General features: G+C 56.9%; 26 protein-coding genes. 16 read left to right on the forward strand and 10 right to left on the reverse strand.

Annotated elements, in window-relative coordinates; translation table 11 throughout:
* Positions 1–96: 96 nt before the first annotated feature.
* Together AVCG78_RS07510 and AVCG78_RS07515 are read right to left on the reverse strand one after the other, a co-directional pair.
* Positions 97–720, reverse strand: a complete 624-nt coding sequence (locus AVCG78_RS07510; protein ID WP_071585211.1) for a LysE family translocator — start codon at positions 718–720, stop codon at positions 97–99.
* 119 nt (positions 721–839) lie between these two features.
* Complete coding sequence (locus AVCG78_RS07515; protein ID WP_015916157.1) at positions 840–1,517, reverse strand: alpha/beta hydrolase; 678 nt, start codon at positions 1,515–1,517, stop codon at positions 840–842.
* 295 nt (positions 1,518–1,812) lie between these two features.
* Between AVCG78_RS07515 and AVCG78_RS07520 the strand changes: the two genes are divergently transcribed.
* The 8 genes from AVCG78_RS07520 (at position 1,813) to sufA (ending at position 9,585) form a co-directional block, all read left to right on the forward strand.
* Positions 1,813–2,976, forward strand: a complete 1,164-nt coding sequence (locus AVCG78_RS07520; protein WP_156582711.1) for a cysteine desulfurase family protein — start codon at positions 1,813–1,815, stop codon at positions 2,974–2,976.
* Positions 2,977–3,221: 245 nt separating this feature from the next.
* The gene (gene sufB, locus AVCG78_RS07525) at positions 3,222–4,691 is read left to right on the forward strand and encodes a Fe-S cluster assembly protein SufB (RefSeq protein WP_015916159.1); all 1,470 of its coding nucleotides are present in this window, start codon (positions 3,222–3,224) and stop codon (positions 4,689–4,691) included.
* 279 nt (positions 4,692–4,970) lie between these two features.
* Positions 4,971–5,726: a Fe-S cluster assembly ATPase SufC gene (gene sufC, locus AVCG78_RS07530; RefSeq protein ID WP_015916160.1), complete on the forward strand. Its 756-nt coding sequence runs from the start codon at positions 4,971–4,973 to the stop codon at positions 5,724–5,726.
* A 24-nt stretch (positions 5,727–5,750) separates the two neighbouring features.
* Positions 5,751–7,025, forward strand: coding sequence for a Fe-S cluster assembly protein SufD (gene sufD, locus AVCG78_RS07535; RefSeq protein WP_071205277.1), 1,275 nt, complete (start codon positions 5,751–5,753; stop codon positions 7,023–7,025).
* Positions 7,018–7,410, forward strand: coding sequence for a VOC family protein (locus AVCG78_RS07540; protein WP_071205276.1), 393 nt, complete (start codon positions 7,018–7,020; stop codon positions 7,408–7,410). The genes sufD and AVCG78_RS07540 overlap by 8 nt, the downstream gene beginning before the upstream one ends.
* Positions 7,400–8,650 carry a cysteine desulfurase gene (locus AVCG78_RS07545; protein ID WP_071205275.1) on the forward strand — a complete coding sequence of 417 codons (1,251 nt, stop codon included), beginning with the start codon at positions 7,400–7,402 and terminating at the stop codon, positions 8,648–8,650. Before AVCG78_RS07540 ends, AVCG78_RS07545 begins: the two co-directional genes overlap by 11 nt.
* Before the next feature lie 26 nt (positions 8,651–8,676).
* Positions 8,677–9,057 (forward strand): SUF system Fe-S cluster assembly protein, encoded by a 381-nt coding sequence (locus AVCG78_RS07550; protein WP_071205317.1) that lies wholly within the window; start codon positions 8,677–8,679, stop codon positions 9,055–9,057.
* Between the two features lie 141 nt (positions 9,058–9,198).
* Positions 9,199–9,585 carry a Fe-S cluster assembly scaffold SufA gene (gene sufA / locus AVCG78_RS07555; RefSeq protein ID WP_015916165.1) on the forward strand — a complete coding sequence of 129 codons (387 nt, stop codon included), beginning with the start codon at positions 9,199–9,201 and terminating at the stop codon, positions 9,583–9,585.
* 285 nt (positions 9,586–9,870) lie between these two features.
* Here the strand turns inward: sufA and AVCG78_RS07560 are convergent, their stop codons facing one another.
* Positions 9,871–10,023, reverse strand: a complete 153-nt coding sequence (locus AVCG78_RS07560) for a hypothetical protein (RefSeq protein ID WP_156536474.1) — start codon at positions 10,021–10,023, stop codon at positions 9,871–9,873.
* 122 nt (positions 10,024–10,145) lie between these two features.
* On the reverse strand, positions 10,146–10,271 hold the full coding sequence (locus tag AVCG78_RS27195) for a hypothetical protein (RefSeq protein ID WP_267889559.1): 126 nt from the start codon (positions 10,269–10,271) through the stop codon (positions 10,146–10,148).
* Positions 10,272–10,490: 219 nt separating this feature from the next.
* Here AVCG78_RS27195 and coaD point away from each other — a divergent pair, with 219 nt between their 5' ends.
* The 5 genes from coaD to tgt all read left to right on the forward strand — a co-directional run bounded on the left by coaD (position 10,491) and on the right by tgt (position 14,472).
* Positions 10,491–10,985, forward strand: a complete 495-nt coding sequence (gene coaD, locus AVCG78_RS07565) for a pantetheine-phosphate adenylyltransferase (protein WP_071205274.1) — start codon at positions 10,491–10,493, stop codon at positions 10,983–10,985.
* 27 nt (positions 10,986–11,012) lie between these two features.
* On the forward strand, positions 11,013–11,591 hold the full coding sequence (locus AVCG78_RS07570; RefSeq protein ID WP_071205273.1) for a peptidylprolyl isomerase: 579 nt from the start codon (positions 11,013–11,015) through the stop codon (positions 11,589–11,591).
* A 100-nt stretch (positions 11,592–11,691) separates the two neighbouring features.
* Entirely contained in the window at positions 11,692–12,201 is a 510-nt protein-coding gene (locus AVCG78_RS07575) for a peptidylprolyl isomerase (protein ID WP_041696653.1), read from the forward strand.
* Between the two features lie 79 nt (positions 12,202–12,280).
* The gene (gene queA, locus AVCG78_RS07580; RefSeq protein WP_071205272.1) at positions 12,281–13,339 is read left to right on the forward strand and encodes a tRNA preQ1(34) S-adenosylmethionine ribosyltransferase-isomerase QueA; all 1,059 of its coding nucleotides are present in this window, start codon (positions 12,281–12,283) and stop codon (positions 13,337–13,339) included.
* Positions 13,340–13,341: 2 nt separating this feature from the next.
* The gene (tgt, locus tag AVCG78_RS07585) at positions 13,342–14,472 is read left to right on the forward strand and encodes a tRNA guanosine(34) transglycosylase Tgt (RefSeq protein ID WP_070164716.1); all 1,131 of its coding nucleotides are present in this window, start codon (positions 13,342–13,344) and stop codon (positions 14,470–14,472) included.
* Positions 14,473–14,485: 13 nt separating this feature from the next.
* Here tgt and AVCG78_RS07590 read toward each other — a convergent pair whose 3' ends face one another.
* The gene (locus AVCG78_RS07590; RefSeq protein ID WP_015916171.1) at positions 14,486–14,773 is read right to left on the reverse strand and encodes a hypothetical protein; all 288 of its coding nucleotides are present in this window, start codon (positions 14,771–14,773) and stop codon (positions 14,486–14,488) included.
* A 338-nt stretch (positions 14,774–15,111) separates the two neighbouring features.
* Between AVCG78_RS07590 and AVCG78_RS07595 the strand changes: the two genes are divergently transcribed.
* Complete coding sequence (locus AVCG78_RS07595) at positions 15,112–15,867, forward strand: metallophosphoesterase (RefSeq protein WP_071205270.1); 756 nt, start codon at positions 15,112–15,114, stop codon at positions 15,865–15,867.
* Between the two features lie 100 nt (positions 15,868–15,967).
* Entirely contained in the window at positions 15,968–16,555 is a 588-nt protein-coding gene (locus tag AVCG78_RS07600; protein WP_071205269.1) for a DUF1349 domain-containing protein, read from the forward strand.
* Positions 16,556–16,702: 147 nt separating this feature from the next.
* Here AVCG78_RS07600 and AVCG78_RS07605 read toward each other — a convergent pair whose 3' ends face one another.
* The 4 genes from AVCG78_RS07605 to AVCG78_RS07620 form a co-directional block, all read right to left on the reverse strand.
* Positions 16,703–17,635 carry an XdhC family protein gene (locus AVCG78_RS07605; protein ID WP_071205268.1) on the reverse strand — a complete coding sequence of 311 codons (933 nt, stop codon included), beginning with the start codon at positions 17,633–17,635 and terminating at the stop codon, positions 16,703–16,705.
* Positions 17,636–17,709: 74 nt separating this feature from the next.
* Positions 17,710–20,001, reverse strand: coding sequence for a xanthine dehydrogenase family protein molybdopterin-binding subunit (locus tag AVCG78_RS07610; protein ID WP_071205267.1), 2,292 nt, complete (start codon positions 19,999–20,001; stop codon positions 17,710–17,712).
* Positions 19,998–20,981 (reverse strand): FAD binding domain-containing protein, encoded by a 984-nt coding sequence (locus tag AVCG78_RS07615; RefSeq protein ID WP_071205266.1) that lies wholly within the window; start codon positions 20,979–20,981, stop codon positions 19,998–20,000. The genes AVCG78_RS07610 and AVCG78_RS07615 overlap by 4 nt, the downstream gene beginning before the upstream one ends.
* Entirely contained in the window at positions 20,981–21,454 is a 474-nt protein-coding gene (locus tag AVCG78_RS07620; RefSeq protein WP_071205265.1) for a (2Fe-2S)-binding protein, read from the reverse strand. The genes AVCG78_RS07615 and AVCG78_RS07620 overlap by 1 nt, the downstream gene beginning before the upstream one ends.
* A gap of 329 nt (positions 21,455–21,783) precedes the next feature.
* Here AVCG78_RS07620 and AVCG78_RS07625 point away from each other — a divergent pair, with 329 nt between their 5' ends.
* Complete coding sequence (locus AVCG78_RS07625) at positions 21,784–22,344, forward strand: TetR/AcrR family transcriptional regulator (protein WP_071205316.1); 561 nt, start codon at positions 21,784–21,786, stop codon at positions 22,342–22,344.
* 55 nt (positions 22,345–22,399) lie between these two features.
* Here AVCG78_RS07625 and AVCG78_RS07630 read toward each other — a convergent pair whose 3' ends face one another.
* Positions 22,400–23,272: a DUF3313 domain-containing protein gene (locus AVCG78_RS07630; RefSeq protein ID WP_139191471.1), complete on the reverse strand. Its 873-nt coding sequence runs from the start codon at positions 23,270–23,272 to the stop codon at positions 22,400–22,402.
* Positions 23,273–23,497 lie beyond the last annotated feature (225 nt).

Consider the following 23,497-nt stretch of genomic DNA (forward strand, 5'->3'; position numbering starts at 1 on the left):
CCCGCGAACAGGCGTTAACGCCAGCGCGGGATAGGCCGAAAACGCCTCAAAGTCAAGGAATAGGCCCCTCGTTGCGCCATAAAGCTTAACGAAACTTCAATTTCCGCGGCCAGATGCGAGAATAGCCACCCCGGCAGCGCCCAGAAAACCTCCGGTCGTGCGGTTGATCAGCGCCACGCTGCGGGGTGTTTTCAAGAGGCGTCTGGCCCGTCCCGCCAGAAAGACATGGCCGCCGATCACCACGGTCTCGACCACAAGAATGATCGCGATAATATCGATCAGCGCCGACGCATTGAAGGATGCGGGCACGAAATTCGGCAGCAGGGCCAGATAGAAAAGTGGCATTTTCGGATTGCCGAGATTGAGCGCGAAACCTGTCAGGTACACGGGAAACAGCGCCCCACGGCGCTCCATCGGCACCATCTGCGGCAGGACCGGCTTTGCCATCCAGAGGCGGACACCCATCCAGATAAGATAGACCGCACCGCCATAGCGCAAAAGCTCCATCAGCCAGCCCATGTCCTGCGCCAGCACAGACAAGCCGAAAAACGCAAGCGTCAAATAAATCAGGATGCCGGTAACTGTGCCAAGGCCATAGGCGAGGCCCGACGCTGGCCCATGGGAAAGGGTGCGGGCCATGATCGTCACATTATCAGGACCGGGACTGGCGGCAAACACCAGAAAGGCCAGCGCAAAGGTGAGCATTGAATGCAGATCCATGGCAATCCCCTTTTCATTCCCAGCGCTTCAGGAGGCCGATTTTGACAGACAGACTATGCCATAAAAAACGCCGGTTGAAACAACCGGCGTTTTTATTTGCAAAAAGAAATATGGGCTAATCAGCGCAGCCGCTTGGCAGCCGGTTCCGGTACCAATTCGCCTTCCAGGCGGCGGTCGAGATAATCCTCGCATTCGCCCATCAGCGTTTCGACCTGACCATTGAAGAAATGGTTGGCGCCGGGCAAGGTCTTCTGGGTGATCAGAATACCCTTCTGGGTCTTCAGCTTGTCTACCAGTCCTTGAACGTCCTTTTCCGGCGCAACCTTGTCGGCGTCGCCATGGATGATCAGGCCCGACGAAGGGCAGGGGGCGAGGAAGGAGAAATCATAGGTATTCGGCTGCGGCGCAACCGAGATAAAGCCTTCAATTTCCGGGCGCCGCATCAACAGCTGCATGCCGATCCACGAGCCGAAGGAATAGCCGGCAACCCAACAGCTCTTCGAATCGGGATGCAGGCTCTGCACCCAATCCAGCGCCGAGGCCGCGTCGGACAACTCGCCGGCGCCGTGGTCGAATTCACCCTGGCTACGGCCAATGCTGCGGAAGTTGAAGCGCAGGGTGGTAAAACCACGCTTCTGGAACATGTAGAACAACTGATAAACGATCTGGTTGTTCATCGTGCCGCCAAATTGCGGATGCGGATGCAGGATGATCGCAATCGGGGCGCTCTTTTCCTTGGAGGGCTGGTAGCGGCCCTCTAGACGTCCTGCGGGTCCGTTGAAAATGACTTCGGGCATGGATACTCCGGTCTTGGCGTGTTTTTTTGCCTTCGCGCCCTTACCCGTCAGAAGATGACTTGACGGGGGCACTCAGCTTTTCTAAAACCCAGTTTAGAACCATTCGAAATTATGGGTCGCTGTGTTATTGAATGTGTCATAGGACAGTCGGGGTGAAAATTTCAAGAAAAATGCATCTTCTAAGGCTGATGCATGATTTTCTCCGAAAACAGGGCATGATTTAAGACAATACGCAGGTTTTGCGCCCTCCGGGTCAAGATCGCGGCACAACAAAGTGGACCATATCAGAGAAAACATGGCTGAACGCATTTACATGGACTGGAATGCCACCGCGCCCCTTCTGAATGAAGCGCGTGATGCCATGCTGGCTGCTTTGGCCATGCCGGGCAATCCATCCTCTGTTCACGCCGAAGGCCGGACTGCCCGCGCCCTGGTTGAAAAGGCACGCCGCCAGGTGGCGGATCTTGTCGGAGCCGCGCCTGCCAATGTCATCTTCACCTCGACGGCAACGGAAGCGGCAAATTTTGTTCTGTCGCCACACTATAGAATGGGCCGTTCACTGCTGGCTGTCGGACGAGCCTATGTCTCGGCCATCGAACATCCCGCCGTGCGGCAAGGCGGACGGTTTTCGCCTGACTGTGTGACAGAAATCACCGTGACTCGGCAGGGCGTGGTCGATCTCGATGCCCTGGAACGGGCGCTGGCCGACCACCCTGCCGATCAGGGCATGCCGCTGGTCGCAGTGATGCTGGCCAACAATGAAACCGGGGTTATCCAGCCGGTCGAAGCTGTGGGGAAACTGGTTCACGCCAAGGGCGGATTGCTGCTGGTGGATGCGGTTCAGGCGGTTGGACGTATCCCGGTGGATATTACGTCGCTGGATGCGGATTTTCTGATTCTCTCGGCTCACAAGCTTGGTGGCCCCAAAGGGGCTGGTGCCGTGGTTGCTCGTGGCGAGGCACTGATGCCGGAGCCGCTGGTACGCGGCGGCGGGCAGGAAAAGGGCCATCGTGGCGGCACGGAGAACCTTGTCGCAATTGCGGGCTTCGGCGCTGCTGCGGACCATGCTACAAAAGACTTGATAAATCGCAATTTGCAGATTGCGGCCTTGCGAGATGCTTTGGAAACAGGCATGCGCAGCATGGCTCCCGATCTGGTGATCCACGGCGCGGGTGAGAAACGTATCGGCAATACGAGTTTCGTCACGCTGCCGGGTCTGAAAGCGGAAACCGGGCAGATCGCCTTCGATCTGGAAGGCGTGGCGCTGTCGGCCGGAGCGGCCTGTTCGTCCGGGAAAGTCGGGCAAAGCCATGTTTTGACCGCCATGGGAGTGGATGCGGGCATTGGCGGCTTGCGGCTGTCGCTCGGTCCCGCCACCACGGCGCAGGATATCGAGCGGGTCGTGTCGATTTTCGGCAAGATTGCCGTGCGGCGACAGCTTGCCGGTCACGCGGCATGAGACGCGGAATTAGAGTTTGTCAGGGAAAAGTGGAATCCGGTTTTCCCGAAAAGACAAACGAAAACAAGAGAATCTAGAGTCTGTCTGGTTCAATCTGAACCTGACAGACTCTAGCGCCTGAAGAGGCGGAATAAACGCAGGTTTGGGGGTGAAAACTCATCTCCATTCCCTATATGAGAGCGGACCCCCCGCTGAAACGTTGACAAGCTGCCGGACCTTGGACCCGGCGAGATTGGAGAACGCTAATGGCTGCCGTACAAGAAACGATCGATCAGGTCCGCCAGATCGACGTCGATCAGTACAAGTATGGTTTTGAAACCATGATCGAAGTCGACAAGGCCCCGAAGGGCTTGTCGGAAGACATCGTCCGTTTCATTTCCGCAAAGAAAAACGAACCGGACTGGATGCTGCAATGGCGTCTTGACGCTTACCAGCGTTGGCTGACGATGGAAGAGCCCGATTGGGCGCGCGTCCACTATCCGAAGATCGACTTCAACGATATCTATTACTATGCCGCGCCGAAAAGCACGGCTGGCCCGACCTCAATCGACGATGTCGATCCTGAGCTTTTGAAGGTCTACGAAAAGCTGGGCATTCCGTTGCGTGAGCAGGAAATCCTGGCAGGCGTCCAGACCTCGAAAATCGCTGTGGATGCGGTGTTCGATTCGGTCTCGGTCGTCACCACCTTCAAAGCCGAGCTGATGAAGGCTGGCGTGATCTTCATGTCGATTTCGGAAGCCGTGCGCGAATATCCTGATCTGGTGAAGAAATATCTCGGCACCGTCGTGCCTGTCACCGACAATTATTACGCAACGCTGAATTCGGCTGTGTTTACTGATGGTTCGTTCGTGTTCATTCCCAAGGGCGTTCGTTGCCCGATGGAATTGTCCACCTATTTCCGCATCAACGAGAAAAACACCGGACAGTTCGAACGCACGCTGATCATTGCGGAAGAGGGGGCTTACGTCTCCTATCTGGAAGGCTGCACGGCCCCGCAGCGCGATGAAAACCAGCTGCATGCCGCCGTGGTCGAGCTGGTGGCGCTTGATGATGCCGAGATTAAATATTCCACCGTACAGAACTGGTATCCGGGCGACAAGAACGGCAAGGGCGGCATCTATAATTTCGTCACCAAACGCGGCGATTGCCGTGGCGCGCGGTCGAAGATTTCGTGGACGCAGGTCGAAACCGGATCGGCGATCACCTGGAAATACCCATCCTGCATTCTGCGGGGCGATGACAGCCGGGGTGAGTTCTACTCGATTGCCGTTTCCAACGGTTATCAGCAGGTCGATAGCGGCACCAAGATGATCCATCTCGGCAAGAATACGTCGAGCCGCATCATCTCCAAGGGCATTTCGGCGGGCTTTTCCAGCAATACCTATCGCGGCCAGGTTTCTGCGCATCGCAAGGCGGAAAATGCCCGTAACTTCACCCAGTGCGACAGCTTGCTGATCGGCGACAAATGCGGAGCGCATACCGTGCCCTATATCGAGGCGAAGAACTCTTCGGCTCAGTTCGAGCATGAGGCGACAACCTCTAAAATCTCGGAAGATCAGCTGTTCTACTGCCTGCAACGCGGTATTCCCCAGGAAGCCGCCATCGCCCTGATCGTCAATGGTTTCGTGCGCGAAGTCATCCAAGAATTGCCGATGGAATTTGCGGTTGAAGCGCAGAAGCTGATCGGGATTTCGCTTGAGGGTAGCGTGGGGTGATGATGGAAAAGAGGCAGCGACAAGTAAAGCAGTCGATGCCTCTCCAAGTCGATGAGTTTGAAACGCCACGTCGTAAACATCGGTACCTAGCTGATAGAATGGGGCGTTTCTCGGGTGTCTTAGACATCTTACTTTACCCGCAGGGATGGCTTTGGCTGATTGCTTTTTGTCTTCGTTCGATTGGTCGATTTCTGAAGGCTTTCACCCACTAACCTCAGTCGAATTTCGAATGCAGCGCTGTAAAGCCGCGCAATTCAACTTTGAAGATGGATTATAAAAATGCTTGAAATCAGAAACCTTCACGCCCGGATCGCGGAAGACGGCACGGAGATCATTCGTGGCCTCAACCTGACGGTCAAGGCTGGCGAAGTGGCGGCGATCATGGGGCCGAATGGCTCGGGTAAATCGACGCTGTCCTACATCCTTTCGGGCCGCTCGGACTATGAAGTCACCGAGGGCGAGATCCTCTATAATGGCGAGAGCATTCTGGAGCTTGACCCGGCGGAACGCGCTGCCAAGGGCATTTTCCTGGCCTTCCAATACCCGGTCGAAATTCCAGGCGTTGCCACCATGCAGTTTTTGAAAGTGGCGATGAACGAGCAGCGCAAAGCGCGCGGTGAGGCTGAACTGACGACGCCCGATTTCATCCGACGGGTGAAGGAAGCGGCTGGCGAGTTGAAGATTAACCCCGACATGCTGAAGCGTCCGCTGAATGTCGGCTTCTCCGGTGGTGAGAAAAAGCGCGCGGAAATCCTGCAAATGGCGCTGCTGGCTCCGCAACTGTGCATTCTGGATGAAACCGATAGCGGCCTCGACATCGACGCGCTGAAGATTGTCGCCGATGGCGTCAACGCATTGAAGTCGCCGGATCGTGCTACCATCGTCATCACCCACTATCAGCGTCTGCTGGATTACATCGTGCCCGATACGGTCCATGTTCTCTACAAGGGCCAGATCATCAAGACCGGCGATAAGAGCCTGGCGCTGGATCTGGAAGCCAATGGCTATGCTGATATCATCGGCGAAGCGGCCTGATTGGTCGGGAGAGGGAGTGTTGCAATGAACATTCAAGCTGCCAATCGGTCCACAGCGGCCGAGGCTGCGTTGGTCGAAGCCTATACGGCCCAACTCGGCGATTTGCCGGGCGATGGGGCCGTGCTGGGCGCGCGGGATATCCTGTTTGATGACCTGAAGCGGGCTGGCCTGCCAACGCGTCGCGTTGAAGCCTGGCATTACACGGATCTTAAAACCCTGCTACGGGCCATCCCCGACGCCGCAACGCTAACGCCTTCAAAGGCGGTGGCTCCGCTGGTCGAGGCGGCTCGTATCTTTGAACTGCGCCAGGGCATGAGCCGTGACGTTTCTGCGCCAGATGGCGTGAAGGTGCGTGCCTATAGTGAGAGCCTGCTGGATGGAACGGCGGCGACCGATCTGGTTGCCTTCTCCAAGGACGATGCGATTGGCCGGATCAATGGCAGTTTCGTGCGTGACGGCTATCGGCTGAGCGTAGAAGACAATGTTGAGGTCGACAGGCTGATCGAGTTGCAGGCCTATCAGGGTGGCGGTCAGAGCCATTCTCGGTTCGTGGCAAGCTTCGGCTCTGGCTCAAAGGCAACGGTGATCGAGCGCCATCGCAATTCCGGCGAAACCGCTGGCTTGATCTCCAGCGTCAGCGACCTGGACTTGGGCGAGGGTGCCGAGGTAACGTGGATCATCGTGCAGACCCAAGGTCTTGCCGATACCCATCTCGGCCAGATAAAGGTCGTGCTGGGTACCAATGCCAAGCTGAAGCTATTTGTGATCAACGCTGGCGGCAAGCTGGTGCGCCAGGAAATCCATGTCAGAACGGCAGGCGAAGGCTCTGATTTCACCCTGCGCGCTGTCAACCTTCTGGGTGGCGAAAGCCATACGGACGTGACCATGACGCTTGGTCATGACGTGCCGAACACCACCTCGACGGAAGTGATCCGCAATGTGGTGTTCGACCGGGCGCGTGGCGTCTTCCAGGGCCAGATCCGGGTTGCTCCCGACGCCCAGAAGACCGATGCGCGCATGGCCTGCAACACGCTGTTGATGTCTGACGATGCCGAATATTCGGTCAAGCCGGAGCTGGAAATCTTTGCCGATGACGTGCAATGCGCCCATGGTGCAACGGTTGCCGATATCGACCACAATCACCTCTATTACCTGATGGCGCGCGGCATCCCGCAAAAAGTCGCCCGTGGGCTGCTGATCAAGGCTTTCGTCGCCGAATTGGTGGAAGAGCTCGAAGATGAGGAACTGGTCGAGGCCCTGGAAGGGGTGATCTCCGACTGGCTGGAGACCCATGGCTGATCTCCCCGTCAACCTTGATCACGCCGTGATCCATGTTTCCGATTGGGAACGGGCGCGCGATTTCTACACGAACGTGATCGGGGCTGAAGCGGTCGCCACGGCGGCAGGAGGATATGTTTTTCGGCTTGGTGCACAGCAGTTGAATGTTCATGGCCCCGGCGCAATCGGCACGCCGGTGGCCCGCATTCCTGTCGCTCCGGGAAACAGCGATCTTTGCTTCCGCTGGCGGGGAAAGATCAGCGATGCCAAGGCCCATCTCGAGGCCCAAGGGATTGCAATCGAACTGGGACCCGTTCGTCGTTTCGGCGCTATGGGCGAGGGAACAAGCCTCTATTTTCGCGATCCGGATGGTTCGCTCATGGAGTTTATCAGCTATGACGCTTAATCTGGCGAAACTTCCACCGACCTATGATGTCGAGGCCGTCCGAAAGGACTTCCCGATCCTGTCGCGGCTGGTGCATGGCGATAAACCGCTGGTCTACCTGGACAACGGTGCGTCTGCGCAAAAACCCCAGGTGGTGATCGATGCCATCAGCCATGCCTATTCCAACGAATATGCCAATGTGCACCGCGGCCTGCATTTTCTGTCCAATGCCGCGACCGATGCTTATGAGGCAGCCCGCGAAAAAGTGCGGCGCTTTCTGAATGCCGGATCGGTGGACGAGGTGATTTTCACCAAGTCTTCAACCGAAGCTATCAATACGGTAGCCTATGGCCATGGCATGAAAGAGATCGGCGAGGGCGATGAAATCCTCCTGACCATTATGGAGCATCACTCCAATATCGTTCCCTGGCATTTCCTGAGGGAACGCAAGGGGGCAAAGCTGGTCTGGGTGCCGGTGGATGATGATGGTGCCTTCCACATCGAGGAATTCGAAAAGCGGCTGACCGACCGTACCAAGCTGATTGCCGTCACCCATATGTCCAATGCGCTCGGAACCGTGGTTCCGGTCAAGGAGATTTGCCGGATCGCCAGGGAGCGCGGCATTCCGGTGCTGGTCGATGGTAGCCAGGCGGCGGTGCATATGCCGGTGGATGTGCAAGACATCGACTGCGACTGGTATGTGATGACCGGCCACAAGCTTTACGGCCCATCCGGCATCGGCGTGCTCTATGGCAAGATGGACCGGTTGCGCGCCATGCAGCCTTTCATGGGCGGCGGCGAAATGATCGTCGATGTGACCGAGGATATGGTGACGTACAATGATCCGCCGCATCGGTTCGAGGCGGGGACGCCGCCAATCGTTCAGGCCATCGGGCTTGGCCATGCGCTGGATTATATCGAGGGTCTTGGCCGCGAGGCGATTGCTGCGCATGAGGCTGATTTGACTGCCTATGCCCATGAGCGGCTGACGGCGATCAATTCGCTGCGGATTTTCGGCAATGCACCGGGCAAGGGCGCGATTTTTTCCTTCGAGCTCAAGGGTATCCACGCCCATGACGTATCGATGCTGATCGACCGGCGCGGCGTGGCGGTTCGGGCTGGCACGCATTGCGCCCAGCCATTGCTGTCGCGTTTCGGTGTTACCTCTACCTGCCGGGCCTCTTTTGGCCTATATAATACCCGTGAAGAAATCGATGCGCTGGTGGAAGCGCTTGACTATGCCAAGACCTTCTTCGGCTGAGGATTGAAACCATGAGCGTCAGCGATATGAATACCAGTAAAAATGACGAGAAGCCGGATGTGCGCGAAGGCATCGTTCATTCCAGCATCCCACCGGAGGAAGTCGCCCGGCTGTCGGACGACATCATTTCGGCGCTGAAAACCGTCTATGACCCGGAAATTCCGGCGGATATTTTTGAGCTTGGCCTGATCTACAAGGTCGATATTGAAGACGACCGCATGGTGAAAATCATGATGACACTGACGGCACCCGGCTGCCCGGTGGCTGGCGAAATGCCAGGCTGGGTAGAAAATGCGGTTGGCTCGGTGGAGGGTGTTTCCGGCGTGCAGGTAGAAATGACCTTCGATCCACCATGGACACCGGACCGGATGTCTGAAGAGGCGCAGGTCTCCATCGGCTGGTATTGAGTAAGGGCGGCTTGCTGAAAGGCGAGCTGCCTATTACATTATCAACATGCCGGTTTTGTCCGGCACTGTTCCGGTTAAAAAACCGAACCCACTTTTAAAAAACACCGGGCCTTGAACCCGGCTGTGAAAAGGAGAAAGCCTATGGGCTTTGCGGTGATGACCATGACCGATGCGGCAGCAGCCCGCGTCAAGGAAATTGTCGAGAATTCCGGTCCCGATGCCAAGGGCATTCGTGTCGGCATCAAGAAGGGTGGCTGTGCGGGGATGGAATATACCATCGACCTGGTGACGGAGCCTAACCCGAGGGATGACTTGATTGCCCGCGACGGCGCCTCCGTCTGGCTGGAGCCTGCCGCTGTGCTCTATCTTTTGGGTACGGAAATCGATTTTGAAACCACGACGCTTCGCTCCGGCTTCACCTTCCGCAATCCGAACCAGACCTCTGCCTGCGGCTGCGGCGAATCGGTGGAGTTGAAGGCAGCGGACCTCGCCGAACTGGCAAAACAGCGACAAGCAGTCCACGTCTGATCAGAGCCTATTTCTGCCATAAAATAATGTCACAAAAAGAAACGCCTCGCTTTCAGATGAAAGGCGAGGCGTTTCTCATAGATCCGGGTAGAATTCAATTATTTCAACAGGGATCGCAAATCATCTTGCTCACGACGTAGCGCAGAGATCGTCGAAACGACAGAGTAGACAAACATCGCGCTGATAGCAGCCGAGAGCACGCCGAGAAGCAAGAACATCTTGTTTTCCTTTGTGTCTGATCATCACTTATCCAGCCTCAACGAAAATCCTGCACCAAGGTTCCAATCAGCGGCTGGCGCTGTGGTAAGGCTGCGAAATCGACGTACGGAAATTGGAAGGGGCGCGGTCTTCGTTCATGTGAAAACCAATGCTCGTTGCCAGCATAGCGCCGATCATGGCAGTCCAAACCAGATTAATCATCGTCACTTTATCAAGCATGGGTTTCGTCCTTCGTTTTGACGGGGTCAGTTGCAGCAACAATGGCTGCAACCGCGTCTTGTTCCTGTGAGCAGTGCACTCTTTTTACAAAAGCCGTGCTGAAGCTGCCCTTAACACTCCGTTCATCTGGCGTTCATCTGAGCGGCCAGAAATGCGAAGCAGTCGTCTTCATGTTCATCAAACCAAGCAACCAATGCTTCAAGAACAAATGCGCTGGCAATTGCGATACTCAAAACAACTACAAGCATTGTTTGCTCTCTTGGCCTTGTCGTTGAACATGATCCCTGTATAAACACCCGGCCTTGAAGCGGGCCTGAATGTGCCGTTCATCAGGCATTCATGGGGCAGGCAGGGGACGGTCTGGCCACAAATATGAACGGAATGACCGTGAAAACCGGGGCCGTAGGAGCTTGCGGTTACAGCCGGTCCGTGACAAAAGGCGGACATAAAGAGATCAAGGCGGACCGATGACAATTGCCTTTTATCCGGGCTCTTTCGACCCGATGACCAATGGCCACCTGGATGTCCTGGTTCAGGCGCTGAATGTCGTTCCCAAGGTTGTCGTCGGGATTGGCATTCATCCCGGCAAAGTACCGATGTTCAGCTTTGAAGAGCGCGCAGAACTGATTGCGAGCAGTCTTGGCGAGGCCGTGCCTGAGCGGGCACTGGATGTTTCGGTCATCGCTTTCGATGGCTTGGCCGTCGATGCCGCCCGCCAGCATGCGGCGACCTTGCTGGTTCGCGGCCTGCGCGATGGGTCGGATCTCGACTATGAAATGCAGCTTGCGGGCATGAACCGGCAGATGGCACCAGACCTGCAAACCGTTTTCCTGCCAGCCGGCACGGCTTCGCGGCCCATAACGGCCACATTGGTCCGGCAAATCGCCACCATGGGCGGTGATGTCAGCGCCTTTGTCCCCCCGCAGGTGTCGCGGGCATTGAAATCCCGGCTCAAGACTTGAGCCGATCCGAGAAATTACGGAGCCTTCATGAAACTCATGTCTCTTGCTTTCGCGGGCCTGCTCGCGCTTTCCACCCTTGCCACCAACGCCTTGGCCCAGGCCGGGGCTAGTGATAACACGATGACCATCCAATTGAAGGACGGCCCTGTCGTCGTACAGCTGATGCCTGAGGTCGCACCAAAGCATGTGGCGCAGATCAAGACGCTGGTAAGCCAGGGTCAATATGACAATGTCGCCTTTCACCGCGTCATCGAGGGCTTCATGGCCCAGACCGGCGACGTACAATATGGCAATATGAAATCCGGCTTCGACAAGAGCCGTGCTGGCACCGGCGCTTCCAAGTTGCCGAATATTCCCGCTGAGTTTTCAAAGACACCTTTTGTGCGTGGCACAGTCGGCATGGCCCGTTCCCAGGACCCGAATTCTGCCAATTCGCAATTTTTCATCATGTTCGGTGACGGTAGCTTCCTGAACGGCCAATATACCGCAGTCGGCAAGGTTGTCTCCGGCATGGAATTTGTTGATAAGATCAAGCGCGGCCAGGGTGGCAATGGCGAGGTCAGCGACCCGGACCGGATGATCAAAGTCACCCTCGGAAACAAGTAATTTACCATCACACATCGCCCCTCTCGCCAGCCTGTCCGGGCACGCGGGGAGGGCATGACCATTAAAAGTCCGAGAAAATCGGAATACCAAGGAGAAAATCATGGCCGAGATCAAAGATCCGGAAAATACCGTCATCCTGGAAACCACCAAGGGCAAGGTCGTTATCAGCCTTTTCCCTGATCTGGCCCCCGGCCATGTCGCACGCATCAAGGAATTGGCCCGCGAAGGCGCCTATGATGGCGTGGTTTTCCACCGCGTCATTCCCGATTTCATGGCCCAGACTGGCGACGTGAAATTCGGCAAGAAGGGTGGCGAAAGCTTCAACCCTGGCCGCGCCGGCATGGGCGGCTCCGACAAGCCGGACCTGAAGGCTGAATTTTCGGCCACGCCACATGTGCGCGGCACCTGCTCCATGGCCCGTTCGCAAAGCCCGAACTCTGCCAATTCGCAATTCTTCATCTGCTTCACCGATGCGCCTTGGCTGAACAAACAATATTCCGTCTGGGGCCAGGTCATCGAAGGCATGGATGTCATCGACGCCGTCAAGAAGGGCGAGCCAGTCACCGATCCGGATTCGATTATCTCGATGAAAGTCGCCGCCGACGCCTGATTTCGGCTTTTCTGTCAGCCCGCTCCGGTGCTTCGGCGCCGGGGCGGGTTTTCGCGTTTCCAAACCCTGTTACGGTATCATGCGTGTAGACCTGTTCGATTTCGACCTTCCAGACGAAAATATCGCGTTGCGCCCGGCCAGTCCGCGCGATCAGGCGCGGTTTTTGGTCGTTCGCCCGGCTGCGGTGCCAATGCTGGAAGATCGCCGGGTTTTCGAGCTACCGTCCTTTCTTAGGGCAGGTGATGCATTGGTGTTCAACGACACCAAGGTCATTCCGGCCCAGCTGGAAGGTGTTCGCATCCGGGAAGGGGCCGAGCGCCCGCCGGTGTCCTGCACGCTGCATATGCGCATTGCCGCCAATCGCTGGAAAGCCTTTGCAAGGCCGGGCAAACGGATCAAGCAAGGCGATGTCATTGATTTCGACGGCCTGCTGGCGACGGTAACAGAAAAAGGCGAGGCGGGCGAAATCGATCTGGAATTTGCCGCCTCCGGTCCTGATCTTGACCAGGCGATTGCCAATGTCGGCCATATCCCACTGCCGCCCTATATTGCCGCAAAACGCCCGGAAGACAGCCAGGATCGCACCGATTATCAGACCATTTATGCGCGGGAAGAGGGGGCGGTTGCCGCGCCAACCGCCGGTCTGCACTTCACGCCTGCCCTGTTCGAGGCGCTGGATAAAGCCGGGATCGAGCGTCATTTCGTGACGCTGCATGTCGGCGCGGGCACCTTCCTGCCGGTCAAGGCCGACGATACCGACGACCACAAGATGCATCAGGAAATCGGCCATGTCTCGGCTGAGACGGCGGAGGCCCTGAACGCGGTCAAGGCGCGGGGCGGGCGGATCGTCAGTGTCGGCACCACGTCATTGCGGCTGCTGGAAAGCGCTGCCAGCGAGGATGGCCGTCTCCTGCCCTGGTCGGATGCGACGGGCATTTTCATCACGCCCGGCTATCGCTTCAAGGCGGTTGATGTGCTGATGACCAATTTTCACCTGCCGAAATCCACGCTGTTTATGCTGGTTTCGGCGTTTGCCGGGCTTGAAACCATGCGCGCTGCCTATGCCCATGCGATCGAGACCGGTTACCGTTTTTATTCCTACGGCGATTCCAGCCTGCTCTTCCGGAAAGACAAATAACAATGAGCGAGCAGTTCACGTTTACCCTGAAAGCCACCAGCGGCAAGGCGCGGCTTGGCGAAATCACCATGCCGCGCGGCACGATCCGCACGCCTGCCTTCATGCCGGTCGGCACGGTCGGCACGGTCAAGGCCATGTATCTCGATCAGGTGCGGGAAGGGGGCGCCGATATCATTCTGGGCAATACCTACCACCTGATGCTACGCCCCGGCGCTGAGCGCGTCGCGAGGCTTGGCGGTTTGCACGAGTTGATCCGCTGGCCGCAGCCGATCCTGACCGATAGCGGCGGGTTTCAGGTCATGTCGCTCTCTGGCCTGCGCAAGCTGGATGAGCAGGGCGTCACCTTCAAGAGCCATATCGACGGTTCGCTGCATCACATGTCGCCGGAAAGATCCATCGAAATCCAGGGCCTGCTGGACAGCGACATCCAGATGCAATTGGACGAATGCGTCGCCTTGCCCGCTGAACCGCGTGAGATTGAGCGGGCCATGGAAATGTCGTTGCGCTGGGCGGAGCGCTGCCGCGTTGCCTTTGGCGAACAGCCCGGCAAGGCAATGTTCGGCATCGTGCAGGGCGGCGATCAGCCGGGCTTACGCATACGTTCTGCCGAAGGGCTGAAGCAATTGGACCTGAAAGGCTATGCTGTCGGCGGTCTGGCGGTTGGCGAGCCGCAGGAGGTGATGCTCAGCATGCTCGATATTACCCTGCCGGTGCTGCCGACAGAAAAACCGCGCTACCTGATGGGCGTCGGCACGCCGGATGACATGTTGAAATCCGTTGCGCGTGGCATCGATATGTTCGATTGCGTCATGCCGACCCGCTCCGGCCGTCATGGCCTCGCCTTCACCCGCCGCGGCAAGGTCAATATCCGCAATGCCCGCCACGCGGAGGATAAACGCCCCCTGGACGAACAATCGTCCTGCCCGGCGGCACGAGATTACTCGCGTGCCTATCTGCACCATCTGGTGCGTTCCAACGAAGCGCTGGGCGGCATGCTGTTGTCCTGGAACAACCTATCCTATTATCAGGAATTGATGCAGGGCATCCGCCAGTCAATCGCCGAAGGCAGGTTTGAAGATTTCATGGCCGAGACCATGGAATGCTGGGCGCGGGGTGATATCGAGGCGGCGTAAAGGTTTGATCTGATCAGTGCTCTGCCATGTTAGACTGTGGGCCAGACACAGCAACAGCAGACAGATGGACGGATGAGATCGCGGTCTGCGATGCCCGAAAGGCCAGGGCCTCGATCAGGGACTGCTGGATGGCATCGCGCAATTGATGCGATGTTTTCACCGTCTGCTTCTTGTCGAGCCACTGCGCCGCGTTGACAAGGTTTGCGCCTTCCTGAACCATGATCCTGTGCGCGCGCTCCAGCGCCCAGGATTCCCAATCATTGTTGAGCCAATCATTGCTGAGAAAGTGTTCAATAGACATATCATTTGCCCCCGGAAACATGTCCGTCATCAATGCGATTCATTCGCCAAAACAGAATAACAAACCTTATGATTCGCTAAAAAATAAAAGCGCGTTAAGTCCGATTTTTTCGTGAGATACCTGAAATTTACAGGGAGTATTTTTGAGTTATCAAGTCTAAGTTGGGCATTTGACACAGTTGTCTTATTTAAAGTTGCCGACAGACGGACAAGAGTAATAGCTGGCGTGGTTTAATTGTGAATTTCGAGAGCTCTTTTGGTTTCGTCCTCACGCATGGTGGGTGAAGCAAATGGGCAAAAATGACATGAGAACGAACAGCAGATCGAGCTGGAGAGCATATGCGGATTTTTGTCGGATCGGATTTTCACGCAGACCATCAAGAGAACATGGACTGGCTCCGGCAGATCTCGACGCGTGACTACCGGCAGGACGTGCTGATCGTTGCCGGCGACGTTGCAAACGGCATGGCGCTGTTTCAGACGGTCATGGAACTCCTGGCCCAGCGATTTTTCAAGGTTCTATATGTGCCGGGCAATCACGATCTATGGGTTGATGCCGAAGGGCAGGGCTCATCGTTCGACAAGTTCCAGCGGCTGAAAGCCGCCTGCGCCGATCTGGATATCGGCATGGAACCACTGGCACTCGGCAACACGCTGATCGTCCCGCTGCTGGGCTGGTACGATTACTCTTTCGGTCCGCCCGGCTCCATCCTCAAACAGGCCTGGATGGATTACCGGCGCTGTGATTGGGAAGGCGGTTCCGATGATGAGGTCAGCCGGTATTTTGACAGTGGCAATGCGGAACCAGATACATCAGGATTTTCATCGATCCTGTCTTTCTCGCATTTCCTGCCACGCATCGACCTGATGCCGGAGCGTATGCCGGAAAAATACCGATTCCTTTATCCAGTGCTTGGCTCCAGCCGGTTGGAAGACAGGATCGCGGCTCTCGGCTCGCAGCTGCATATCTACGGTCACAGCCATCTCAACCGCCGTATCATCAAGGACGGACGTACCTATATCAACAACGCCTTCGGCTATCCTTCGGAGCGCAACATTGCTGCAAGGATGCTGATGCAAGTGGGTGATGTCTAGAGGACGTTTGTGCTGTTCGCACAGAGCGCGGATCTCCCGGTCGCTCACGTCCAGCACAATGGCTTCCGGAGGGCGAAGGTCAATTTAAGGAGGAAAACTCGTGGACGTTAATCTCAAAGAGGCCAACTGGCTCAATCAACCGGCAGTGTGGCAGGCCACAAAAACTGGCCTTACTCTGACAACGGATGCGAACACTGATTTCTGGCGTAAGACCCATTACGGATTTACGCGCGATAGCGGGCATTTCCTCGGTATTTCCGTTGACGATGGTTTCACGGCGTGTGTCCGCGTCCAGGGGGAGTTCCGGTCACTCTACGACCAAGCTGGCCTTATGGTGCGCATTGACGAAAATCGTTGGGTCAAGACAGGTGTGGAATTCACCGATGGAGAACGCTTCCTGAGTACGGTCATCACTGATGGGAAATCTGACTGGTCAGTATCCCAGCCTTTCAAAGAGCTCGAAGATTTCTATATTCGGGTGACACTGAAGGAAGGCGCGATGCGCATTCAGGCATCGTCAGATGGCAGTGTGTGGCCGCTACTGCGTCTTGCTCCGTTTCCAGAGGCTTCTCGTTATCTCGTCGGCTTGACTGCGTGTACGCCGGAACGAGGTGGACTGGATGTTCGGTTCTCAGAGTTCACAATAGGCGCGGCGATAACGACCGATCTTCATGACCTTACAGCGTAGCAGTGCCAACAAGCATTCCACATTTGAAAATGAACTCTGCCTTTGTTATCTATTGCAAGTCGCACTTCATCCTTGAACCCACCCCCGCTACATACAAAAGTTAGATAAGATAGATTATGGAACTAATTGCCATCCAATGGGTGAGAATTACCCGAACCGGGCCACTCGTGTGGCGGCAAGATCAGCCAGCACCGACAATGCCAAGGATTGAGCATCCCGGGCTCTATTGAAGATGCCGATGGGTGATTTGATGCGGGCTATGTCGGATTCACTATATCCGATGTCCCGCAGCCGTTCCATCCGCCTCGCATGGGTTCTGGCGCTGCCGAGAGCGCCGAGATAGAAAGGCTCGGCGCCAAGTGCTGCCTGAAGAACCGGTATTTCCAAATCGATATCGTGGTGCAAAAGTGCCACTGCCGTATCTGCATCAATCTGGCTGGCATCGGGTTCAAGGCTGGCGTTATCATGACGATAAACATCATAGCCCGCAGCCTCGGCGATCCTGGCTGTCGTATCGACTTCGATAGATCGGCCAGACAGAAAAATCCGCGGTTTTGGGCGGTAGACTGTGACGAAGCTTTCGTTTTCCCAACCAGCGCGTTTCGGCGCTTCGATTGCCTTCAAAGCCTGTTTCGACGGTTCGTAGCGCAGACCGGCTGGAGACCTGTTTTCAAGGCCATCAAGCACGGTGCGGATCGGCGCGCTGTGGCGAAGAACGTGGATAGCGATGGTGATGCCGCCGCCACAGGGCAGCACGATATCGAAAAACGGCGATCCTTCGCCAAACAACACGTGGCTATCCGCACCTTCGCCAATAGCATCCACCGCTTCACTGGCCACCGCTGCCTCGACGCAGCCACCGGAGACGAAACCGCAATAACGGCCATCGTCGCGGATCGCCATATGCGCGCCGAGTGCACGCGCGGATCCACCCCGGATCTCTATAAGAGTGGCGAGTGCGACGCCTGCCCCGCCGTCGAGACAGTCCATCGCGAACCGTAATATATCCGCGGCACTATCGGTCGAAAATGCCCTTTCAGGTACCAAGGTCCTGAAGGCTGTTTGGGATGTATTGTTCATTCAGGCACCACTTTCTTTCCCTTCGCCATACCGTCGGCGCAGGTAGCGCCGACGGTATTTACGGGAAGTCTTCCTCAGATGAGCTTTTCCAGAGTGATCGGCAGATCGCGGACACGCTTGCCGGTGGCATGGAAGACAGCATTGGCGATAGCGGGCGCGACACCGACAATCCCGACTTCGCCGACCCCTTTGCCGCCCAGCGCAGAGGCTTCGTAGTCAGGTATGCCCACTGAAATTACCCGGATATCGGGAATGTCAGCATTGGTCGGCACGAGATAATCCGCCATATTATTGTTGACGACGCGCCCATTGCGGCTATCCACCAGCCCCTCCTCCAGCAAAGCCTGGCCGATACCCATGATGATGCCACCGCGCCATTGGCTTTCCACCATTTTCGGATTGTAAAGCCGTCCGCAATCGAAGGCGGAAACCATGCGCGAGACCCGGACCGTACCGAAATCCTCATCGACCCGAACTTCGACGAAGTGAGCGCACCAGCTGTGCATGGACGTGTCGCCCATGGTCGGGCCTTGCACTCTTGCCATGCTGGTCCAGGCGCCCTTGTGGTCGGCGGCGCTTTGGGCATCATCGGGCAACGTATTGCGCCGCACTTCAATCTCATCGCGGTTCAGGACCGTCATCAGCTCGGGCAGGGTCATTGAAGGCCCCTCGCCGCGTGACATGGCAATCCGGCCATCGCTCAATGTCAAAATATTGGCGCCGGTCTCGCGGAATGGCGAATTGGCGTCGTTAAGGGCTAGCGCCAGTATTTCGTCACGGGCGGCCAATGCTGCCTTGTGGACAGCGCCAGTGATCGACCCGGCCAACATCGACCCACCGGCAATAGCCGATCCCGGCAGCCTGGAATCGCCAAGCACAACGTCAATCTGCTCGACAGGCACGCCAAGCGCTTCGGAAGCAGTCTGCGCAAGGATTGTATAGGTACCCTGCCCCATGTCTATGGCGCCGCTGACCACCTCAACCCGCCCGCTCGCCAGAATGCGTATCATCGCTTCGCTTGGCGCGCGGATGACTGGAAACGTGCCGCAGCCGATACCCCAGCCGATCAGTTGGCGTCCGTCGCGCATGGTCCGGGGTTGAGCACTGCGCCGTGACCAGCCAAAAGCCTCGGCACCCTGAGTGAGGGCCTTGCGCAATTGGCGCGTGGACCACGGCTTGCCCGATTGATAATCGCGGTCGGCATAGTTTTTCAGGCGGATTTCCAGGGGGTCCATACCGATGGCAGCGGCCAGTTCGTCCATGGCGCATTCAATGCCGAAGGCGCTGGGATTTTTGCCCGGCCCTCGCAAAGCGCCTGGTGTCACTGTATTAACCGGCACGACGCGATGCTCGGAACTGAAATTCTCCACCTTGTAAAGAATCGGTGTCGCAGCGCCGGTCTGCTCAGGATAGTCCATGTAGGTGGATGTCTCACTGGCACCGCGATGAAGGATTGCCTGTAAAATCCCGTCCTGGGTTGCGCCCAAGGCGATGGTTTGGCGCGTCGCGGCACGTCCGCCGTAACTGGTGAAATTCTGGGGCCGGGTGACGGCCAGTTTAACGGGACGGCCCAGCTTTTTCGCTGCGGCTGCTGCCACCGCGCCATAGGCCAGCGCCCCGGCCTTGGAGCCGAAACCGCCGCCAATGAATGGTGAGACGATACGGACATTCTCCAGCGGCAGGCCGAACCATTCAGCGTAGCTGCGTGCCATACCGTGGGTCCATTGGCTCGGCTCCCACAGCGTCAACTGGTCCTCGTCCCATTGGGCGGTCAGGCCATGGGGTTCCATAGCGACATGGTATTCGCGTGGGGTCCGATATTCAGCCTCGATGCGCACTGCGGACGCTGCCAGCGCCGCCTCGGCATCACCCCAGGAAACATTCAGATTATCCATCAGTTTGCCTGAACCAGCATTTGGATCGTCTAGTCCATTGATTGCAGTGGATTCTTCATAGACTACACGAACCAGCTTGGCTGCTTCGGCTGCTTGTTCCCGGCTTTCAGCGATGACCGCTGCAATCGATTGACCATTGAAGGTTACTATATTCGACAAGGGATAATAGGGCTGGTTATCCGGCCGATTTCCGTACCAATCAGACGCAGTGATCAGACCGAGATCATCCTGCGGCGTCAGCACCATCAATACGCCCGGTGCAGCGTTCGCTGCGGATGTATCAACAGACACCACCCGACCGGACGCAATCGTGCTCTGCACCAGCACCGCATGGGCAGGGTTTTCCACCGGATATTCCAGCGCATAGGTGGCAGCCCCAGTGATTTTTCTCTGTCCTTCGAACCGTGAAAGACGGCCACCGACCGCACCATCGGCGGCATCGCCGTGCTTGCGTGCTGTCACTATTGTCATGCGAGACCTCCCAGAGTGAGGACGGCGCGGGCGATAACGCGCGGCGCCAATTGGATCTTGTAGTGATTATCGCCCTGCGACACCGCACCTTCCATCGAAAGCCGGCTGGCCTGCTCGACGGTTTGCGGCTCCAGCAGCTTGCCGATCAGCGCCTGTTCCACGGCGCGAACCCGCCAAGGCTTGCTGGCCACGCCACCAAGCGCAATGCGAATATCCCGGATCGTGCGGCCATCCTCTTCCAGTTCCAGACCAACGGCAGCGCTGGCTGCGGCAAATTCATAGGACTGGCGGTCGCGTATCTTCAGATAGGTGGAATTTTCAGCCGCAGCAGATGCCGGAATGGTGATGGAGAGGATCATTTCCCCTGGCTTCAACAGAGTTTCGAGATGCGGGGCATCGCCATAAGGCAAAAAGAAATCGTCGATAGCGACCTGCCGCTCACCCAAATCCACTGTGGCATCAAAGGCGGTCAGCGCCACGGCAAGATCGCCGGGGTAGCTGGCAATGCAGAGATCGCTGGTACCCAATACCGCATGGTTGCGGGTCACGCCGCCGATGGCTGAACAGCCGGAACCCGGTGCGCGCTTGTTGCAGGCTGCAAATGTGCCTGGATCACGAAAGTAGGAACAGCGGGTGCGTTGCATGAGATTGCCACCAACCGTCGCCATGTTGCGCAGTTGGGGCGACGCCGCCAGAGACAGCGATTGCGCAACAGCCGGATAGCGCGTCTTTATGGCAGGGTGATCGGCCACGGTGGACATTCTGGCCAAGGTGCCAATGGTGGCTCCAGTTTCGTTCACGGTAATGGTGCCAAGTCCGGCCAGATGGCTGATATCCAGGACATTATCTGGCTCCGCAACACCGGATTTGGCAAGGTCAAGCAAGCTCGTACCACCGGCCAGCAGCGCTGTTTCTGCTTGGTGCGTTGCTTCACGCGCCGCTTGTATGGACGATACTCGACTATAGGAAAAACTCTTCATCATGCAGCCTCCGCCGCGTCACGCACCGCCGCCACGATGCTGTTATAGGCCCCGCATCGACAGAGGTTTCCAGACATATATTCGCGGATTTCCGCATCCGATCCCGCATGACCCTCGCGGATGCACGCCACAGCCGACATGATCTGGCCGGGTGTACAATAACCGCATTGAAAGGCATCCTGTTCCAGAAACGCTGTTTGAACCGGATGCAATTCGCCATTTGGCGATGCAATGCCTTCTATCGTGGTGATCGCATGGCCTTCCGCTTGTGCTGCCAGCATCATGCAGGACAGGACCCGCTTGCCATCGACATGGCAGGTGCAGGCGCCGCACTGCCCCTGGTCGCAGCCCTTCTTGGTGCCGGTCATCGACAAATGCTCGCGAAGCGCGTCAAGCAAGGTCACGCGCGGCTCAACGTCACATTCGTGAACCGCGCCGTTGATGGTCAGACTGATATGAAGTGTTCCTGACATGATAAGCTCCGTGCTGTCGCTTAAAAGAGTGAATAGGCACCATGCGTTTGCTTAAACGCATTGCGCTTGCCGTCTCGGACGAAAAATTTCAAAGGCGATTGTGGACAGCCTTGGCTGTCAGAAATGATGCCGACTTGAAGGACGGGAGATGCGCACTATTTTTAACATGACATCCTCCCCTCTTCTGGACTATGACTTGGAAGGCCCCACTAACCGGAGGAGCCTCCGTTTAAACTAGAGGTTTGTCGTCTCTCGTCAAGCCCCAATTGTCCCGGAGCAGAATTTTGGCATCGGCTGCCTCGAACACATCTTCGCCGAAGGCACCCAAAATGCGTGCGGATGCCCAGCGAAACCGGGAGAAATTGGTCGAGGTGGCCGCCCTCGCCTTTGCTGAAAAAGGCGTTGAAACCTCGCTTGAGGATATCGCCCGGCAGGCAGGTGTCGGCATCGGCACGCTGTACCGCCATTTTCAGACGCGCGAACATCTCGTTGAGGCGGTTTACCGGCGCGAATTGTCAAGTCTGGCAGAGGCGGCGACAGAGCTTGCGACCACGCTGCCCGCCGATAGGGCGCTGGAGGAATGGATGCGGCGTTTCGTGGGCTATATTGCCACCAAACGCGGCATGGCCAATAGTTTGAAAATTCTTATGAATTCCAATTCAAACCTGTTTTCGCAGGGCTCCGGCCTGATCCGCGATGCGGTGGGCCAGTTGATGGCCACAGCGCAGGAACAGCAGCTTATCCGCGACGATATTGGCGAGGCTGACCTGCTGCACGCTTTGTCCAGTATCTATTCCATGCCCGACACCCCGGAATGGCGCGACCGTTCACATCGGCTGATCGGATTGCTGATGGATGGATTGCGCCATAAAGGCCAATCCAAAAGTTGACGGCGTGGACCGAAACCTGGAAACTGAAAACAGCTTCCAGGCTCGATAGTATGCGTTACTGCTTGCCGGCTTTGTCCGACCAGGATGGCGGCGCGCCGACCATGGTTCCAACCATTCCGCCAATGCCCGGCGCGCGGCCGAAGGCTTCGCAGGCGGCATTTTTGGGTGCGCCGCCCAGTCCCGATTTCAGCTTTTGCCCTGATGGCAAGGATAGGTTGATGCCGGAAGGTTTCTGGCCTTTTTGCAGCATCTGCGAAAACTGGCCGGCAAAGGCTGAGGCCAGACCATAGGCATCGCCGACTTCGGAAACGCGGGGACCATTGGTTATCGAGTTTGCACCCCTGGACCAGACGATTGCCGCGACTTGTGTTCCCTGCGGGGTAAGCGCTTCGGCTTCCACGGCAAGGCCGCCAAGACCGATCGGAAGACGGGGAATACCGACCGGCAGGACGGCGGATGTTCCAAGCGTTGTCACCTTGGAAACACCAGCGGCAACCTTGCCGGTCGGAACAATGTCGGTAATCTCCGCTTGCACGGTCAAATCGGCAGGTTCTCCGGGGCGAACCACAAGAAACCTGTCGCTGAGATCAATGCACAATGCCCGATCCAGCGCGTTGGAAACCAGCCGGTCGCTGCCTTGCTCATGGAGCTTCGCGCGCGCCTGCGGCGATAATTTCGTCGGTGAAATGGCGATTGAGCGAGCTGTCAAAAGGCTCCGTTCATCCAGAAAAACCCGCGATTTGCTGAGCTTGCCCTCGACCGGGCCCAGCTTGTCATAGGACTTGAGCGAGCCCGATTGCGTCAATGGAACTGATCCGCAGCCGGAAAGACCAAGAGCCACTGCCAAAGGTAAAACCACTGAAAAGCCCAGGCGACTTGCAGGTTTAGCCTCGCGACGGGCAAGGGCGCAGGCAAGCATATATGTCATAAAATAACGACCTTTTCTTCAAGCCTTGGCACCATATGTCGTGATCGATTCGCAAATCCAAAAAAGATGTCGAAGCCAAGGTCAGTGGCCCCTTCTATAGAAATCGATTCAAGGCAATTTCGCGGTGTTCTATGCGACAAGCACGAATATAATTATCATGAATAAAGGTTTTTAATTAAAGCAACAGAGGCACACCAAATATGCCGTTCAACTCTCGATCCGCGC

The organism is Gillisella vitis, assembly GCF_021559775.1.
GTDB classification, from domain to species: domain Bacteria; phylum Pseudomonadota; class Alphaproteobacteria; order Rhizobiales; family Rhizobiaceae; genus Allorhizobium; species Allorhizobium ampelinum.

What these genes read in the sequence shown, in the direction of transcription:
- AVCG78_RS07510 (WP_071585211.1), bottom strand. Translation starts at nt 720, where the DNA reads ATGGATCTGCATTCAATGCTCACCTTTGCGCTGGCCTTTCTGGTGTTT.
- AVCG78_RS07515 (WP_015916157.1), bottom strand. Translation starts at nt 1,517, where the DNA reads ATGCCCGAAGTCATTTTCAACGGACCCGCAGGACGTCTAGAGGGCCGC.
- AVCG78_RS07520 (WP_156582711.1), top strand. Translation starts at nt 1,813, where the DNA reads ATGGCTGAACGCATTTACATGGACTGGAATGCCACCGCGCCCCTTCTG.
- sufB (WP_015916159.1), top strand. Translation starts at nt 3,222, where the DNA reads ATGGCTGCCGTACAAGAAACGATCGATCAGGTCCGCCAGATCGACGTC.
- sufC (WP_015916160.1), top strand. Translation starts at nt 4,971, where the DNA reads ATGCTTGAAATCAGAAACCTTCACGCCCGGATCGCGGAAGACGGCACG.
- sufD (WP_071205277.1), top strand. Translation starts at nt 5,751, where the DNA reads ATGAACATTCAAGCTGCCAATCGGTCCACAGCGGCCGAGGCTGCGTTG.
- AVCG78_RS07540 (WP_071205276.1), top strand. Translation starts at nt 7,018, where the DNA reads ATGGCTGATCTCCCCGTCAACCTTGATCACGCCGTGATCCATGTTTCC.
- AVCG78_RS07545 (WP_071205275.1), top strand. Translation starts at nt 7,400, where the DNA reads ATGACGCTTAATCTGGCGAAACTTCCACCGACCTATGATGTCGAGGCC.
- AVCG78_RS07550 (WP_071205317.1), top strand. Translation starts at nt 8,677, where the DNA reads ATGAATACCAGTAAAAATGACGAGAAGCCGGATGTGCGCGAAGGCATC.
- sufA (WP_015916165.1), top strand. Translation starts at nt 9,199, where the DNA reads ATGGGCTTTGCGGTGATGACCATGACCGATGCGGCAGCAGCCCGCGTC.
- AVCG78_RS07560 (WP_156536474.1), bottom strand. Translation starts at nt 10,023, where the DNA reads ATGCTTGATAAAGTGACGATGATTAATCTGGTTTGGACTGCCATGATC.
- AVCG78_RS27195 (WP_267889559.1), bottom strand. Translation starts at nt 10,271, where the DNA reads ATGCTTGTAGTTGTTTTGAGTATCGCAATTGCCAGCGCATTTGTTCTT.
- coaD (WP_071205274.1), top strand. Translation starts at nt 10,491, where the DNA reads ATGACAATTGCCTTTTATCCGGGCTCTTTCGACCCGATGACCAATGGC.
- AVCG78_RS07570 (WP_071205273.1), top strand. Translation starts at nt 11,013, where the DNA reads ATGAAACTCATGTCTCTTGCTTTCGCGGGCCTGCTCGCGCTTTCCACC.
- AVCG78_RS07575 (WP_041696653.1), top strand. Translation starts at nt 11,692, where the DNA reads ATGGCCGAGATCAAAGATCCGGAAAATACCGTCATCCTGGAAACCACC.
- queA (WP_071205272.1), top strand. Translation starts at nt 12,281, where the DNA reads ATGCGTGTAGACCTGTTCGATTTCGACCTTCCAGACGAAAATATCGCG.
- tgt (WP_070164716.1), top strand. Translation starts at nt 13,342, where the DNA reads ATGAGCGAGCAGTTCACGTTTACCCTGAAAGCCACCAGCGGCAAGGCG.
- AVCG78_RS07590 (WP_015916171.1), bottom strand. Translation starts at nt 14,773, where the DNA reads ATGTCTATTGAACACTTTCTCAGCAATGATTGGCTCAACAATGATTGG.
- AVCG78_RS07595 (WP_071205270.1), top strand. Translation starts at nt 15,112, where the DNA reads ATGCGGATTTTTGTCGGATCGGATTTTCACGCAGACCATCAAGAGAAC.
- AVCG78_RS07605 (WP_071205268.1), bottom strand. Translation starts at nt 17,635, where the DNA reads ATGAACAATACATCCCAAACAGCCTTCAGGACCTTGGTACCTGAAAGG.
- AVCG78_RS07610 (WP_071205267.1), bottom strand. Translation starts at nt 20,001, where the DNA reads ATGACAATAGTGACAGCACGCAAGCACGGCGATGCCGCCGATGGTGCG.
- AVCG78_RS07615 (WP_071205266.1), bottom strand. Translation starts at nt 20,981, where the DNA reads ATGAAGAGTTTTTCCTATAGTCGAGTATCGTCCATACAAGCGGCGCGT.
- AVCG78_RS07620 (WP_071205265.1), bottom strand. Translation starts at nt 21,454, where the DNA reads ATGTCAGGAACACTTCATATCAGTCTGACCATCAACGGCGCGGTTCAC.
- AVCG78_RS07625 (WP_071205316.1), top strand. Translation starts at nt 21,784, where the DNA reads ATGCGTGCGGATGCCCAGCGAAACCGGGAGAAATTGGTCGAGGTGGCC.
- AVCG78_RS07630 (WP_139191471.1), bottom strand. Translation starts at nt 23,272, where the DNA reads ATGACATATATGCTTGCCTGCGCCCTTGCCCGTCGCGAGGCTAAACCT.